Source organism: Aeromonas intestinalis (genome assembly GCF_054052485.1).
This window is the reverse complement of record NZ_JBSTYK010000002.1, coordinates 108,313-124,968: the sequence shown is the minus strand read 5'-3', so window position 1 is coordinate 124,968 and position 16,656 is coordinate 108,313. Positions and strand designations below refer to the sequence as shown.

General features: G+C 65.7%; 8 protein-coding genes. 1 reads left to right on the top strand and 7 read right to left on the bottom strand.

The window, feature by feature from the left end; all coding sequences use genetic code 11:
- Positions 1-159: 159 nt before the first annotated feature.
- The 7 genes from ACW5W7_RS02865 to ACW5W7_RS02835 are packed head-to-tail and all read right to left on the bottom strand — an operon-like array spanning position 160 to position 15,674.
- Positions 160-1,728: an amino acid adenylation domain-containing protein gene (locus ACW5W7_RS02865; RefSeq protein WP_456500709.1), complete on the bottom strand. Its 1,569-nt coding sequence runs from the start codon at positions 1,726-1,728 to the stop codon at positions 160-162.
- On the bottom strand, positions 1,725-8,033 hold the full coding sequence (locus tag ACW5W7_RS02860) for an amino acid adenylation domain-containing protein (RefSeq protein WP_456500708.1): 6,309 nt from the start codon (positions 8,031-8,033) through the stop codon (positions 1,725-1,727). The genes ACW5W7_RS02865 and ACW5W7_RS02860 overlap by 4 nt, the downstream gene beginning before the upstream one ends.
- 14 nt (positions 8,034-8,047) lie before the next feature.
- A complete protein-coding gene (dhbA, locus tag ACW5W7_RS02855) occupies positions 8,048-8,797 on the bottom strand; it encodes a 2,3-dihydro-2,3-dihydroxybenzoate dehydrogenase (protein WP_456500870.1) in 750 nt (249 codons plus the stop codon).
- Between the two features lie 14 nt (positions 8,798-8,811).
- Positions 8,812-11,901 carry an amonabactin biosynthesis non-ribosomal peptide synthetase AmoF gene (amoF, locus tag ACW5W7_RS02850; RefSeq protein WP_456500707.1) on the bottom strand — a complete coding sequence of 1,030 codons (3,090 nt, stop codon included), beginning with the start codon at positions 11,899-11,901 and terminating at the stop codon, positions 8,812-8,814.
- Positions 11,898-12,827, bottom strand: a complete 930-nt coding sequence (locus ACW5W7_RS02845; protein WP_456500706.1) for an isochorismatase family protein — start codon at positions 12,825-12,827, stop codon at positions 11,898-11,900. Before ACW5W7_RS02845 ends, amoF begins: the two co-directional genes overlap by 4 nt.
- Positions 12,828-12,849: 22 nt before the next feature.
- Positions 12,850-14,514 carry a (2,3-dihydroxybenzoyl)adenylate synthase gene (locus ACW5W7_RS02840; protein ID WP_456500705.1) on the bottom strand — a complete coding sequence of 555 codons (1,665 nt, stop codon included), beginning with the start codon at positions 14,512-14,514 and terminating at the stop codon, positions 12,850-12,852.
- Positions 14,511-15,674 carry an isochorismate synthase gene (locus tag ACW5W7_RS02835; protein ID WP_456500704.1) on the bottom strand — a complete coding sequence of 388 codons (1,164 nt, stop codon included), beginning with the start codon at positions 15,672-15,674 and terminating at the stop codon, positions 14,511-14,513. The genes ACW5W7_RS02840 and ACW5W7_RS02835 overlap by 4 nt, the downstream gene beginning before the upstream one ends.
- A gap of 320 nt (positions 15,675-15,994) precedes the next feature.
- Here ACW5W7_RS02835 and ACW5W7_RS02830 point away from each other — a divergent pair, with 320 nt between their 5' ends.
- Entirely contained in the window at positions 15,995-16,549 is a 555-nt protein-coding gene (locus ACW5W7_RS02830) for a lipoprotein (RefSeq protein ID WP_349921960.1), read from the top strand.
- Positions 16,550-16,656: the final 107 nt, after the last annotated feature.

Here is a 16,656-nt window from a genome sequence, read left to right as displayed (position 1 = left end):
ACAGGTTGAGCCGTGCTGACGAGGCCAGGACTCTGAGGCGGGATCCGGCCTGTCAAACATCGGACACGCCAAAAAGGGACAAACCACCAACAATGCTTATTTTTGCAGCATATCAGCACTGCAAAACCACATACTGGCAGCTCAACCCATCACCATGACTCATTCAGGCAGTGGCAACGCCTTTCTATCCAATTTCCCACTGCCGGTCTTGGGCAGGGCATCCAGCAAGATGATGCGGGCCGGCACCATGTAGTGGGGCAGGCTCTCCTGCAACCCCTTGCGCAGGGCAAGTCGGTTGAGGGTGACCCCGCTTTTCGCCTCCACATAGCCCACCAGCATGGCCTCGTCCCCCTCGCCGATAAGCCGCACCGCCGCCTCCTGCACCCCGGCCTGGCGACGCAGGCCCGCCTCCACCTCCCCGAGCTCGATGCGAAAGCCCCGCAACTTGACCTGATCGTCGCGCCGCCCCAGGTAGCGGTACTTGTCCCCCCCGAGGGCACGCACCCGATCGCCGGTGCGATAGAGGCGATGGGTGCCAAGGCGCAGGAAGGCCGCCGACGTCAGGGCGGGCTTGCGCCAATACCCCTCGCACAGGGCCGGGCTCTCGATGCAGAGCTCCCCCTCCTCCCCATCGGCCACCGGTTGCCCCGCGCCGTCCAGCACCCAGTGCCGATAGCCCGGCAGGCTGTGACCTATGGTGATGCGTCCGTCGGTCAATGGCAGGCGCACCTCGCTCACCAGGGACCAGACGGTGGCCTCGGTCGGGCCGTAGCAGTTCCAGAGCCGCCGGGTGCGGGTGCAGAGCTGCTCGGCCAATCCCGCATCCAGCGCCTCGCCACCGCACAGGGCGGTGAGGTGCTCGCTCCCCTGCCAACCGGCTTTCAGCAGCATGCGCCAGCAGGCGGGGGTCGCCTGCAGCCAGTTGATGGTGGTGTCCGCCGCCAGCAGGGCCATCATCCCCAGGAGATCCTTGTTGTGATCGTTGTCCGCCACCGTCAGGCGGCCGCCCCCCCAGAGCGGCCCCAGCATCTCCAGCAGGGAGATGTCGAAGGCCGGGGTGGTGATAAAGAGCCAGTGACAACTCGGCGATAGACCGAGCCGCTCGCGGATCCCGTCGAGGAAGCAGAGCAGGGCACGCCGGCTGATGACCACCCCCTTGGGCTCGCCGGTGGAGCCGGAGGTGAACATCATGTAGGCGGCCAGGGCATCATCCACCAGAGGCCAGACACAGCTCTCTGTGCTTAGCACCTCCTCGTTCAGGACTTCCTTACCCAGAGCCTCGCCACTTGCTTCCCCCCTTCTCGCGCTAAGAGGGCGCAGGGGGCAGCCAAACGCGGGGCAGCCCTCGACTTCATCACAGAGCACCGCCGAGAGCCGCGCCTGACGGGCGATGCCCTGCAGCCGCTCCACCGGAAAATCCGGCTCGAGGGGCACGAAGGTGAGCCCGAGGCGCAGACAGGCGAGCAGGCTGGCCACCAGATCCGGGGATCGCGCCAGGTAGAGACCAACCCGCTCCCCTACGCCTAAGCCGCGCAGGCTGGCGGCTATCTGGCCGACTCGCGCCTCCAGTTCCCCATAGCTCTGCCAGTGGCCGTTCATGGCGATGGCGGGGGCGAGCGGCGTCCCCCCCAGCACCCGGGCCAGCCGCACGCCGAGCCCCTGTTCGCCCTGCTGGGCAATAGGGGATAGCTCCCCTTGCCGTGGGTTGAGCCTTGTTGCCGTCGTCATAGCACCTCCTCGGGCAGGCGTACCAGCCAGTGGTTGAACAGATGCGCCGGCGACCCCTGCTCCTTGAGCCGTTGCAGACTTAAGATTCCGTGACGGGCACCGAACGCCTCGTTGAGGGCCGCCAGCAGGGCGAGCTGTTGCACCGAGTCGATGCCAAGCGCGCTCAACGCCTGCTGCCAGCTCGCATCCTGACCGCAATGGTGCTGCCACAGGGTCAGCAGTCGACGGGCCTCAGCCTCAATCGGCATGGATGGGGTCGACATGGCCTCGCCCGCCACCGGAGTCGCCACAGCGCCAGGCGCCTTGGCATCCGCCAGTCGGGCGGGTTCGGCGAGGCTCACGCCTGCCAGCCACTCGAGCTCGGCAATCCATTGGGCCAGCACCGCCTGGGCACGATCCTGCGCTATCTGCTCGCCATCGAACTCGAGGCGCAGGTTGAGCTGACCGCCACGGGCGTTGACCACCAGAGACAGGGGCAGCTCCACCTTCTCCACCACGGCGCCAAAGCGCGGCACCAGTTGATGGGGCTCAGGGGTCGCCGGGGGCACCGGCATGGGGTAGTTCTCGAACACGAACAGGCTCTGGAACAGGCGCGGGCCACCCCGGGTCAGGGCGGAAAGAGACTGAGTGCCGTGCTGGTTCAGGGCCAGCAAGTCCCCCTGCAACTGAGCGATATGTTGCGCCAGGGTCAGCTCGGTGCGCCAATCCAGGGCCAGCGGCAGGCTGTTGATATAGAGCCCGACGCTTTGGGTTATCCCCTCGATGGGGAAATCCCGGCCCGGGGTCACGTTGCCCACCAGGGTCACAGGATCGCCGCAGTGGCGGGCCAGCAACCGATGCCAGGCGTACTGGGCCAAGAGGCCAGCGGTGACCCCCAGCTCGCGGGCCCGGCTCTCCAGGCGCCCGGAGATCTCCGGGGTCAGGGACTGGCCGCACAGCGCGGGGCGCTGCTGGGTGAGGCGTCCACTCAGGCCAGGTTCGAGTGCCACCCCGAACAGGGCCGACAGATCGTTGGGTCTCGCCAGCAGATCTTCGCGCTTCTGCCAGTAGGCGGCGCTGCTGGCGGACTGGCTGGCGATATGGCGACCGAAGGCGAGCCAGGCGGTATCAGGACTCACCTCGGGTGCCGTGTCCTGATTCCGGGCCTGCGTCATCGACTGCTGATAGCTGCGATGCACCGACCCCAGCAGCACGGGGCCGCTCCAGCCATCGAGCACGGCGTGGTGGGCGCTCAGGATCACCTTGTGGTGATCGGGGGCCAGTTTGAAGCAGGCGATGCGCAGCAAAGGGGCCTGATCCAGCGGTATGGGTCTGGCCAAGTCCTGCAGACGATAGGCCTGAACCCGCGACTCGGCCTGCGGGTCGCCGGACAACTCCTCATAGTGGAAGGGCAGCTCGGCCCTGGCCATGATGCGCTGCAGCGCTACCCCGTCCGCCAGCAGCAGGGTAGCCCGGAGCACGGGCCAGCGGGCAAGCTGGGCCTGCCAGGCAGCACGATACACAGCCACATCCATCTCCTGCAGATAATCTATCTCTGTTTGCAGGTGATAGGCGCTATCCGTGGGCACCAAGACCCTGTGATGCAGCATACTCTGCTGCAAGGAGGTCATCGGCAGCAGGGTCTCCACCTCGCCGCCAGCCTCAGCCTCATCCAGCACCTCATCCAGGGCGGCCTGGGTCAGCGCCAGCCCCGGGAAATCGCTCGGGGTACGGCGCGGCTTGGCTTGCGCGCAGCAGGCGTTCACCAGGGCCTCGATATTGGCCGCCAGCGCCACCATCAGGGCATCGCTCGCCCCTTGATTGAGGGCGCCAACCTGGCGCAGGGTGAGGCAGCCGCCGTAGACGCCGCCGTGCAGGCTGATGAGCTCGCGCGGCAGATTCTCTGGCGCCGAGGGTTGGCCCGGTGCCACCGGCAGCGGCTGCCAGGGGGCCGGGGTGCCTCTGTGGGAGACCCCCAGATAGTTGAAGACGATGGCAGAGTGCGGCAGTTCATCCCCTCCGGGATGGTGCAGACGCAGGGCGTTGAAGCCCACCCCCTTGTCCGGCACGACCCGCAGCCGCTCCTTGGTGTCGCAGACCAGATCGCTCCAGGACGGGTTATTGGCCAGCGCCAGCGGGTAGGTGCTGGTGAACCAGCCGAGGGTGCGGCTCACATCCAGTTGCGGATCGATAACTTCACGGCCGTGCCCTTCCAGCATCACGCACTGTTTGGTGCCATAACCCAGCTCGCTTAAGGTGCGGGTCAGTGCCGCCAGCAGCAGATCCGGCACCTGGGTCAGGTGGGCCTGGTTGGCCTCATCGATGAGACGGGCGGTGATCTGCTCATCCAGTCGCAACAGACTCGCGGCAGCGCGGCCATCGGGGGCGCGCTGCGCCTCCAGCAAGTCTTGCTCGCTGCCCTCCCCTTGCGCCTGCCAGAACGCCAGTTGCGCCGCTTCACGGCTCGCATAGGCGGCCAGCCCCTCTCCCCACTGGCGATAACTGCTGCCCTTGGCAGGCAGCGGACGCCCCTCGGCGAGGCGCACCAGATCCTCGGCCAGGATGCGCCAGGAGACGGCATCGATGACCAGATGGTGGAAGGCGATAAAGAGCCCCTCCACGGGCTCGGCATCCGCCTCGCTCGTGAGATTGCGAAGCCGTGCCCAGGCCAGGGTCTGGCCCTGCTCGGGGGCAAAGCTCCCCTGCCACTCGGTCAATCTGGCCTGCAACTCGGACTCACCCAGCCCGGCCGCATCCAGTCGATGCAGGGGCGGCAGGGGAAGTTCGGGCAGATAGCGCTGACCGGCCGGGGTGACCGCCAAACGCAGGGCATCGTGGTGGGCAAGCAGGGTGCTCATCCAGCTTGCGAGGGCTTCGTCGTCTATGCCTGCGGGCAGGCGCAGTATCACTCCCTGGTTCCAGTGACCGGACTTGGCGAAGCCCTGCTCGAAGAACCAGCGCTGGATCGGATGCAGGGGGAATTCCCCTTCCAGGATCCCTTGCTCCGTCTGGTGACTGACCGCCTGCTGCTGACCGAGCTGGCGGCAGAGACGGCGCACCGTCTTGGCCTCGAACACGTCCTTCACGCTGCAGTGCAGGCCGGCGTCTCGCAGGCGGGTGGTGAGCTGGATGCTGAGGATGGAATCTCCGCCTAAGCGGAAGAAGTCATCCTCCACCCCGAGGGGCTGCTTGAGCACCGATTGCCAGATGGCGAGCACGGTCTGCTCCAGCTCTCCTTGCGGCTCGCCCTTGCTCTCCTGCCAGCTGATGGCGGGCAGGCGGCGCAAGTCCAGCTTGCCGTTGGGAGTGAGCGGCATCTCGGGCAACCAGCACAAGCGCACCGGCACCATGTATTCGGGCAGACACTCGCCGGCCCGCTGCAGCAGGGCCTCGGCATCCGGCTCGGGCGCCCCGGCTTGCAGGCAGGCGTACGCTAACAGGCGAGCTTCCTGCACCACCACCTTGATCTGGCGGATGGCCGGTTCAATGGCGGCAATCTGGGTCTCTATCTCGCCGGGTTCGATGCGATAGCCCCTGAGCTTGATCTGCTCATCGATGCGGCCCAGATACTGGATGTTGCCGTCGCGGCGTTTGAGGGCTCTGTCCCCGGTGCGGTAGAGACGATGGCGCCGAGCCCCTGTGCTGCTGACCAGGGTGCGCTCGATAAAGGCGTCTTGGGTGCGTTCTGGCAAATTGAGGTAACCACGGGCGAGGCCGAGGCCGGTCAGGCAGAGCTCGCCGGGCACCCCCACCGGGCAGGGGTTGCCCGCCTCATCCAGGATCACCGCCTTCAGGTTGTCGATGGGCTGGCCTATGGTGATGGGCTCGCCCGGCACCAAGCGCGCGCAGAGCGCGGTCACGGTGCACTCGGTCGGGCCATACATGTTGTAGAGCGCGACCCGGTTCCCCCAGCGCTCCACCAAAGAGCTGGGGCAGGCTTCGCCGCCGAAGCCGATGGCCCGCAGCGACCCGAGGTCCGCCGCTGGCAGCAGGTTCGCGAGCAGGGCCGTCGGCAGGATCATGTGGCTGGCGCCCTTGGCCATGGCGGCGGCGATCACCCCCTCTCCCGGCTCGCCGAAGTGCAGGGCGGCGCCGCAGTAAAGAGGCAGCAAGGTGGTCATGTTGCCCGCATCGAACGAGAGAGACATGCAGTTGAACATGGCGCCACTGTGATCAAGCGCGATGCGCGCGCCGTGATCCGCCATCAGGTTGACCAGGCTGCCCTGCTCCACCATGACCCCCTTGGGCAGACCTGTGCTGCCCGAGGTGTAGATGATCTGGGCCAGCATGGCGGCATCGCGGGAAACGGCGGGGACGCCGGTCGGCATCTCAGCCAGCGCCAGGGCGTGCAGGTTGTGATACTCGGCCGCCGTGCCCGCCAACGCCGCGGCAAGGCGCGCGTCCGGCTCGCCCCCCAGCACCAGGCCGATGGCGGCGTCACTCAGGATATGAGCCAGCCGCTCGGCGGGATAGGCGGGGTCGAGCGGCACATAGGCCGCCCCCACCTTCCAGCAGGCCAGCAGGCCAATGACGAAGGCCGACTCCCGTTTGGCCTGCAGACCGATGGCGGCGCCAGGGGTCACCCCCTGGGCCAGCAGCCAGTGCGCCAACCGGTTGGCCTCGGCCTCCAGCGTTCCATAGCTGAGTGCCTGCTGATCATCGCTGACCGCCAGGGCGTCGGGTCTGACCGCCGCACGGCGCTCGATATGGCAGAGCAGGGTGTCGCGGCTCGGGTAATCGACCGGCAGGCTCGCAAGCTCCAACCCCAGGGCTGCGTCGTCCATCCCCGCTTCCAGCGGCAGTTGCCAGATGTCGGTCTCGGGGGCGGCCACCACGGCGCGCATCAGGTGCAGCAGGCGATCGGCGTAAGCCTCTATGGTGGCGCGCTCGAACAGGGCGGTGGCGAACAGCCAGTCCACCCGCACCGAGTCCATCAGCTCGGTCACCTTCACCGAGATGTCGGTCTTGGCGGGCAGCACCGGGGAGGTCTCCTCCACCAGCTCGCAGCCGGGGATGAGATCGTTGAAATCCACCTTGGCCTGATACACCAGCATGATCTGGAAGATGGGGTTGATGGCGGTAGTGCGATCCGCGCCTATGGCTTCGGCCAGCGCCTCAAACCGATAGAGTTGATGGTCAAAGGCAGCCAAATCCTCTTCCCGGCACTGCTGCAGGTAATCCACGAAGCTCGGTCGCCCCTCCAGCCGGGTTCTCAACACGAGCGTGTTGACGAAGAAGCCCACCAGAGACTCAATCTCGTGGCGCTCGCGGTAGGCGAGCGGCGTGCCGATGACCACCTCCTTCTCCCCGCTCTGGCGCACCATCAAGAGGGCGAACAGGGCGTGCAGACCGATGAAGTTGGAGGTGCTGTGACGCTGGCACAGGCGCTTGAAGCTGTCCCAGAGACTGTTGTCTATGGTGGAGAAGACCAACTCGCCGCCGCTGCCCTGATGGGCCGGGCGAGGTTTGTCGAGCGGCAGGCCATGCACCTCGGGGCTCCCCCCCAGGCGGTCCACCCAGAACGGCTTGAACTCGGCGTGATAGTCGAGAAAGCGCGGGGAGTTGAACCAGTGGGCGTAGTCCAGATAATTGAGCGGCAACTCGGCCACCTGCAGAGGTTCCCGGTTCTGGTGGGCAAGAAAGGCGCGCTTCAAGTCCGCGAACATGTTCTTGACCGACCAGCCGTCGGAGATGATGTGATGCTGGGTGATCAACAGCACATGCTCATGAGCCCCTAACCGGATCAGGTTGACCCGGCTCAAGTCCCCTTTGGTCAACGAGAAGGGACGGCCTATCTCCTCGCGCACCCGGCGGGCCACATAGGCCTCGCGCTCGGCAGACGGCTCACCGCTCACATCTTCAATCTGCAGCTTGAACGGGGCATGGGGCAGGATCTCCTGGGCTCCCCTGCCCGCCGCGTCCTTGACGAAGCGGGTGCGCATGCTGGGGTGGCGCGCAAACAGGTGATCGAAGGCAAATTCCAGCGCCGCGGTATCGAGATCGCCACGCACCCGGAAGTAGACCGGCATATTGTAGAGGTGGGAGGCCTCTTCGTATTGCTCGATAAACCAGAGCCCGCTCTGGGAGGAGGAGAGCGGCCCCTGCAGGGTGCTCTTCGCCTCCTCGCTGACGGCGATGGGTGCCTCGAAGGCGGCGCGGGCGGCCAGAGCGCGCACCAGCTCATCCTTGTGGGCCTTGATTTGGGCGCCGATGGCGGGGGTCACCGCCTCCTTGCTCGACTGGGAGATGAGCTGCCCCTTGTCGTTCAGGGCCAGCTTGACCCCTTGGCGCTCCAGCTGCTTGAGCAGCGTGATCATATTGTTCATCTGTCTTTGAGTCCTCAGGCGCTCAGGGTGGCGCCGCCGTCGACGACCAGATCCTGCAGAGTGATATGGCTGGCCAGATCGGAAGCCAGGAAGAGGACGCTGTGGGCTATCTCTTGCGCCGTCGCAATCTTGCGAAGTGGTATGCCGAGCTTGAACTGATCCGGCAGCCCCGCAATGGTGCGGGCCATGGCCCCTTCATCCGGCAGCATGCCGCGCAGCATCTCGGTGTCCGTCGAGCCCGGCGACACCAGGTTGACCCGCACGCCGAAGGGGGCCAGTTCCAGCCCCACCGTCTGGGTCAGGCTGGTGACCGCCGCCTTGGAGGCGCAATAGGCCGCCATCTGCATGCGCGGCACATGGGCGGCGTTGGAGCCGATGGTGACGATGACGCCGCGCCGCAGCCCCTTGAAGTGGGGCACCAGGGCCCGCAGCAGGTAGAAGACGCCGCTGGCGTTGACCGCGAGGCAGTCATCCCAATCGGCATCGCTCAAGGCTTCAGTGGGGCCGAGGCGCAACACCCCGGCCCCGTTCACCAGCACATCCAGCCCGCCGTCTGCCAGCAGCTGAGCGCAGCAGGCATTGACCGCCCCCGAGTTACGTATGTCGAGCACCCGGGTGGCGAAGGGGTAATCCTCATAGGGAAAGGCCAGATCCAGCCCCATCACGCTGGCGCCGGCGGCCACGAACTGCTCGGCCACCTCGCGCCCGATGCCGCGCCCGGCCCCGGTTACCCAGACCCGTTTGCCACGAAAATCGAAGGTCATATTCTGTTTGTCCATCACCACACCATCTCCACGCTCTCTTCGTCCTCGGTCAACTTGCCGTCCAGGAAGCGGCAGAAGTCGTCGAGGCGCGGGTGATCGAACACATCGGAGACCTTGACCTGTACCCCGAACTCGGCACCGAGCCGGTTCACTATCTGGATGGTCTGCAGGGACTGGCCCCCCAGCTCGAAGAAGTTGTCAGCCGGCCCCATGGTGGCGAGCCCCAGGATCTGCTGCCAGATGGCGCCGACCCGGTTCTCGGTCTCGCTGCCGAGGGTCAGGGCTTCGCCCCCCGCCTGGTACTGGGCCAGCAGGCCCTTGCGGTCCAGCTTGTTGGAGCCGGTCCGGGGCAGCTGATCGTAGTGGCGATAGTCGGTGGGGATCATGGCGGCGGGCAGCACCTTGGCGAGCTGCGCCTTGATGACCCGGCTGTCGCGCTCGGGGCCGGCCACGAAGGCCACCAGCCGGCGCACACTGCCCTGGCTGATGCCCTGCACGCAGGCCTCATCCACCCCGGGCAGGGCCAGCAGCTGGGCCTCCACCTCACCGGGCTGGATGCGATAGCCGCTTATCTTGAACTCGTTGTCACGGCGGCCGAGATAGACCAGCCGACCGGACACCCAGCGCACCCGATCGCCGGTGCGATAGACAGGCAGCAGCTCGGCGCCCACACGCAGGGTGCCGAAGGTACCCTGCACGCCACAGACGTAACCGTTGGCGAGTTGCGGGCCGAACAGTACCAGCTCCCCTTCCCCGGCGGGTTGCTCCCCCGCCCCCAGGATCAGCGCCTGCATGCCGGGCAGCGGCAAGCCGATGGGCAGCTGGGCCTGGGCGGGATCCTCGTTCTGCAGCTCCTGCGTGGTGACCACGACGGTGGTCTCGGTGGGACCATAGGTGTTGAACAGGCGCACATCGGCGCGTCCCTGGCGCTGCCACTGGGCCAGCTGCTCGGGGTAGACCGCCTCGCCGCCGATGATGACGGTGGCCAGGTTGGCCGGAATGTGGGCCTGGCCAGCGCCCAGCGACACCACCCATTCATTCCAGAACGCGGTGGGGAGGTCGAGGTGGGTGATCCCCATCTCCTCCACTCCGGCCGCGAAGGCCGGCATGGATTCGAGCAGGGCGTCGGTGCGCAGCACCAGGGTGGCACCGGCGCTCAGGGTGGCGAACACCTCCTCGATGCTGGCGTCGAAGTTGAAGGGGGCAAATTGCAGCATGCGCGCCCCCTCCCCCAGGTGATAACGGCAGCGGGCGGCAGCGGCGAAGTGATCCAGGGCGTCGTGGCTGACCGCGACCCCCTTGGGCAGGCCGGTTGAGCCCGAGGTGAACATCAGGTAGGCGACGGCGCGGCCCGCGGCCGGCTGGCAGAGGCGATCTCCGCTCACCAGATCCCCGGCCAGTAGGGTGCGGCCTTCGAACAGGCTGGCCAGCTTGTGGCGATACTCCGCCTGGGTGATGAGGGTCTTGACCTCGCCGATGCGCAGGATATGGCCCTGACGCTCCAGGGGCTGCTCGGGGTCGAGCGGCACATAGACAGCCCCCGCCAGCAGTACCGCCAGCTGGGCGAAGATGGCCTGGGGAGTGCGAGCTAGCATGACCCCGACCCGCTCGTCTGGCTGCACGCCGGCATTTTGCAGGGCCGCGGCCATCTGCTCGGCGCGGGTCAGCAACGCCTCGTAGCTAAAACGTGCCTCCCCCTGCTCCAGCGCTATCTTGTCCGGGGTCTGGGCCGCGAAGTGGCAGAGAGCATCCAGCACGGGGCGCACCTTGATCACTTCCTGGGCCGGCCCGGTGATCAGGGCCTCGGCCCTTTGCTCTGCCAGCCAGTCGGCCTTGAGGGTGCCGAGGGTTTGTGTCGGCTCGGCGAGCCAGCGCCCCAGCAGGGTGAACAGGGTGTCGGCGATGCGCGCCAGATCCGTGGCCTGATAGCAGCCAGGGTTGGCGTCCAGATCCAGCCTCGGCTGACCATCGGCCCCCACCTGCACCTCGATGGTGAGATCTTCCACCGGGCCGGCACTGATGTTGAGGATATGGGCATTGAGCGGGCCGAAGCGGCGGGCATGATCGAACGGCATGATGTTGACCAGGGGGCCAAACAGGCGCTTGTCGCCCCCCACCAGGCCAAGGTCGCGGCGCAGCAGTTCGTAGCGATAGTGCTGATGCTTGCGCACCCCGCGTTTGGCCTTGGCCACAGCGCCCGCGGCCTCCAGCAGGCTCATTTCCTCACCGAGTTCAAGGGCCAGGGGGGTGATGTTCATCTGCATGCAGGGGACGGTCAGCGATGCCGAGCCGATACGGTTCATCATCATGAGGCCCAGCAGGGTCTTCTGCTGACCGCTCGCCAGCGCCAGCTGGGCCGAGAGGCCGGCCAGTAGCAGATCCGGCCAGCTCAGCTTGTTTTCATCGGCAAAGCCCACCAGGGATTGCCAGAGCGCCGCCGGCAGCGGGCGGCTCTCGCGGATAAATTCGGCGGCGATGGGGGCGCGGGATTCGCTGAAAGATTTTACCTCGGGCCACGCTTGCAGTTGCTCCTGCCAGAAGGCACGGGCGACGGCGTTCTTGCCGCTCTCCTCCCGGGCTGCCTCTTCGGCCAGCACCTCGTCCAAGAGGCCAAACGGAGACGGCGACAGCATGGCGCCCTCCAGCCCCTCCCCGTAGAGCTCGGCGATGCGCTGGAACAGGAGGGTGGTGCCAAAGCCGTCGAGGGCGATGTGATGCACGCAGCTGTAGAGGTAATCCCGATCGAGGCCGCGCAGCAGGGCGAAGCGGCAGGGAGATTCCCGGGTCAGCTCGAACGGACGGCGCAGATCCGCCCAGGCCCAGGCGCGAGCCTCGGCCTCGTCACCGCGCGCCAGGGTTATCTCGCCATAGACGGGGGCCAGGGTATGGCTGATGAAGCAGACCTCATCCCCACTCTCCTCGAAGTGGCCCTGCAGGGCCTCACACTCCCCCACCGCCTGAGCGAGGGCCGCGGCCAGCACGGCGCCGTCCACCTTGCCATCGAAGGCGATGCACTCGGCGGTGTTGAACATCCCCTTGTCGTCGTTGAGCAGATGGCCGGACCAGAGCCCCTGCTGGGGAATGGTCAGTGGGAAGCGACTCATTGTGCCACCTCCAGGATCTGTTGCTCCGCCAGCTTCTGTTCGATTAACCGCCACCAACCGTTCAGGGTCGGCTTCTTGGCGAGATCCACGAAACCAAGCTCCACCCCGGCGACGCGCCATTCGGTGAGCAGGGCCATGATGCGCACTGAATCCAGGCCGTAGTCGATGAGGTTCTCGTCCGCGTCGAACTCTGCTTCGTCCTCGTCGATATGGCTCAGCAGCCGGGCCTTGAGCCCCTCATAGGTCAACAAGGGGTTCTGTCCTTCGGCTTGACCTGCCTTGGCAACCGCTGTCTTGGGCGCCGCCATGGCCAGCACCTCTTCGCAGGGGATCACCTTGCCGCAACGGGTCGCCACATAGTCCAGCGCCATCTGGTGATCGGCGAGAGAGAAGTCCGCCACCCCGTCCGCCAGGAAGAAAGGCTGGATGTCGCGCATGAAGGCGTCACAGGCGGTCATCATGCAGCCGATGTGACCGTAGATGCCGCCGATGATCAGCTGATCCCGCCCCTGATCTTTCAGCAGTTGTTCAAATTCGGAGCGCTGGAAGGCGCTGTAGCGCCACTTGACCAGCACCACGTCGTCGCTCTCCGGGCGCAGGGGGGCAACCACCTGTTGTTGCTCGGGGCGCTTGTTCAGGCCCGGGCCCCACATGTCGTTGAGCAGGGCCCTGTCCTCGGGGGCCTGGTCCTTGGGCTGGGCGGTGTAGTAGACGGGGATGCCGAGGGTTTTGCAGTGACGGCGCACCGCCACCAGACGTTTCGTCAGGGCGGCGATCAGCGGGTTGTTCTCGCCATAAAACGCGGTGAAGTACTCCTGCATGTCGTGAATGAGCAGGGCGGCGCGTTTGGGATCCAGGGTCCAGCTGACCTTGTTGTCCTTCCATTGGCTGGGCATGGCGTAGTTGTTCAGGGTTGGGATAGCCATAACGTCATGATTCCTTTTAGTTTTAAACTGTTGTCATCGGCAGGCTGTCGCCTGCAAGGGAGTGCGCGATGCGCTCGCGCAATCCTTTCTTGTCTATCTTGCCCACCGCCGTCATGGGCAGGGCGTCGAGGATCTCGAAACGATCCGGCAGCTTGAATTCCGCCACCCCGCGCGAGCGCAAGAACTTGCGCAAGGCCAGCGCCTTGAGGCCGGGTTCGGTGGCGACGATGAAGGCGCAGCTCTTCTCCCCCATGGTGCTGTCCGGCATGGAGACCAGGGCCACCTGGGTGATGGCCGGGTGGTGCAGCAGCTGATTTTCAACTTCCTCCGCCGCTATCTTCTCGCCGCCCCGGTTGATCTGATCCTTCTGGCGCCCCACCACGGTGAGGTAGCCATCGGCATCCTGTACCACCAGGTCTCCCGAGCAGTAGAAGCCATCGGCATCGAACACCCGGGCGTTGTGGGCCGGGCTCTGGTAGTAGCCACGGAAGGTATAGGGACCACGGGTGTGCAGGGCACCGGGCTGCCCCTGGGCAACCGGATTGCCCTCTTCATCCAGCACGCGCACCTCGTCGTCCGGGCTCATGGGGCAACCCTGGGTGTGGACTACCTTCTCGTCCGGGTCATCGAGCCGGGTGTAGTTCACCAGCCCTTCGGCCATGCCGAATACCTGCTGCAAGCGGCAGCCGAGCAGGGGCGCTATCTTTCTCGCCACCGCTTCACCGAGCTTGGCGCCGCCTACCTGCAGCAGCGAGAGGCTCGCGAGCTGAGTCCGCACGGACGGGTCGGCCTCGGCAGCCTGCAGCCACAGGCTGACAGCCGGCGGCACCAGGGAGCAGAGGTTGATCTCGTGGCGTGCAATCAACGGGAAGCAGCTGATGGGGCTGGGATCGTGCGCCAGCACCACGGCGCCCCCTGCGTCGAACACCCCCAGGGCACCGGGGGAACTCAAGGGGAAGTTGTGGGGAGCCGGCAGGGCGCAGAGGTAGCGGGTATGGGGACCGAGCTCGCAGATCTCGTTGCTTCTACGCACGCTGTAGTAGTAGTCATCGTGGGTGCGGGGGATGAGCTTGGGGGTACCGGTGCTGCCGCCGGAAAGCTGGAAGAAGGCCACCTCGTCCGCCGGGCTCGGGCCAAATGTCACCGACGCCATCTCATCTTGCGCTGCCAACCAATGGGTCAGCCCCAGTTCACCCGCGTCCCCATCCAGCAGCACCAGTTCGGCGCCCATCTGTGTCAGCAGCTCGCTCTCGCGAGCCCCCGTCTCGAACAGAGGGTGAGCCAAGGATCCGATGAACAGACGGGGCTTTATCTGCTCGGCATAGGCGGCAAGCTCCAGCCAGTTGTGGCTAAAGAGTGCATTGACCGGCGCTATGCCGACTTTGAGCAGGGCGAAAAACACCAGATAGAACTCGGCCACGTTCGGCAACTGCACCAGGGCGGTGTCGCCCACCAGGAAGCCATGACGGGCGAGGCGCGCCGCCAGCCGTGTCGAGCCTGCGTCCAGCTCCCCATAGGTGAAGCTGCGCTCACCGCAGATGACGGCCGTGGCGGCCGGTGCCAGCTCGCACTGGCGCGTCAGCATGGCAGTCAGGGGCTCGCCCTGCCAATACCCCTTGGCACGGTAAGATTCGGCCAGCTCGGCTGGCCAGCGGCTATAGGGCAGAAAACGGTGAGTCCTGGTCATAGAGCCACCTCGGTGCCCAGCCCCAGGGCCTTGAGCATGGTGCCGAGCTTGGTGCCGGTCTCGGCCCACTCCATGGCGGGATCCGAGCCCGCGACTATGCCGGCACCGGCAAACAGCTCCACATGATGGCCATCGAGCACACCGCAGCGGATCACCACGGCCCACTCGCCGTTGCCCTGGCTGTCACACCAGCCGACGATGCCGCTGAACAGGGCGCGCCGGAAGGGCTCCTGCTCGCGGATGAACTGGCGGGCCAGCGCCGTCGGATAACCGCACAGGGCCGGGGTGGGATGGAGCTGGCAGGCCAGAGAGAGCACAGACGCCTGCTCCCCGTGCAGCTGGCCCGCGATGGGGGTACCCAGATGCCAGAGGGTATCCGTGCTCATCAGGGAAGGCTCGGCCGGAATGGCCAGCTCCCGGCAGTGAGGAGCCAGCACCCGACGGATCTCGTCGATCACCAGCTTGTGCTCGTGCTGATCCTTGCGCGACGCCAGCAACGCCCGGGCCACCGCCTCATCCTGCGCCGGTTCGCTGCCACGCTTGGCAGAGCCTGCCAGAGGATGGGTGAAGACCTCCCCCTCGCTCACCCGCAGCAGCAATTCAGGGCTAGCACCAAGCAGGCGGCGCTCCTGACCAAGCGGCAGGGAGAAGTGGAAGGCATTGGGGTTCTGGGTCATCAGGCGCGCCAGCACCTGCTGGGGATCCGCCGGTCTGCTCAGTTGCAGGGAGAGTTTGCGCGACAGCACGACCTTGGCGAGGCGCCCCTCGGCAAAGGCATCCAGGGCGGAATTCACCGAGGCCTTGAACTCGGCCGCAGCCGGCGTGCTCTGCACCGAGATCACCTGATTGTGCTCGGGCAGGCTGGCTGCCGGGGTATGTCGCTCTCCCCGCTCGTAGCGGCCGGGAACATAAAGACAAGAGGCTTCGGCGGGATCGAAGGCGAAGGCACCGATGAGCAGCGGGTTGTGCTGACCGGCGGCCTCGGCTGCCCCCAGAGCTTGCACTATCTGCCGCTCGAGCAGGGGCCATTCACAGGCGGGGGTGCTGATGGGTTGGCCGAGATCAAAGGCGCGAATGCAGCCCTGACTCGAGGTAAACAAGAAATCGGGCGGGGATCCGGCCTCGGCTGGCGCACCATCTTCCATTACTAGAGTATTCACGCTACACCCTCAAAGATGATTCAAAATGATAATCGTTATCAATTGCTTTTGAGCGGCAGTAAAATACTCGTCCCGAAAGAAACCGGTCAAGGGGATTTTTCGGTGCTAAAACTGGAGTCTGATTGTGGATATTGGCGGGTTCAAGCCAGCACTGGCCTGACGTGGTTGGCCTCACGCGGGTTACTTGGATGACCGCAGATTGCTAGCCCCATATGGGGGATGCGACAGAAACGGGATCCCAGTGCCGGACTGGCGATCGACCCGCTTTGCCCCTAAGATGGCGCCATCACCCGTTGTCGTCCCGTTGATGGAAACCTTTCATGCTCAAGCATCTGTTATTGCTCCCCTTTGCCCTGCTGCTCGCGGCCTGCTCCTCCCTGACCCAATACAGCGTCAGCGAGAGCGAGATAAACCAGTACCTCAAGGAGAGAGTCGCCTTCCAGAAAGAGATCGGCATCCCGGGGATCATGTCGAGCCGGATCAGCCTGGACGATCTCACCAGCCGCATCGGCCGTACCCGCAGCGACAGGGTTGAACTGGATGCCGCCGGGGATCTGCAAGTCGCCAGCCCTCTCGGCAGCCAGCAGATGAAGGTGCGCCTCTCCCTGAGTGCCCGGCCGGACTATGTGGCGGATCAGGGCGCCATCTATCTGCGGGATCTGGAACTCATCTCGGTCAAGACAGAGCCGGCCGATGTGGGTGCCGCCCTCACTCCCCTGCTGCCCACGTTCAACCAGTCCCTCTCCCTGTTCCTCTCCCAAACCCCCGTCTATCGGCTGGATGGCAACCGCCAGAACGAAGCCAGGATCAAGGACAAGGTCGAAGCCCTCAAGGTGGAGCCGGGACGCCTGGTGATCCCCTTCAAATTGATGTAACACTCATCGCCGCACCTGCCTTCTCCCCTCCTCCAAGGTGCGGCTTTTTTCTTCTCAAGCCCCTTCCTTTGGCCCATAATGCACACAATTCTCATTTAGAATTTGAG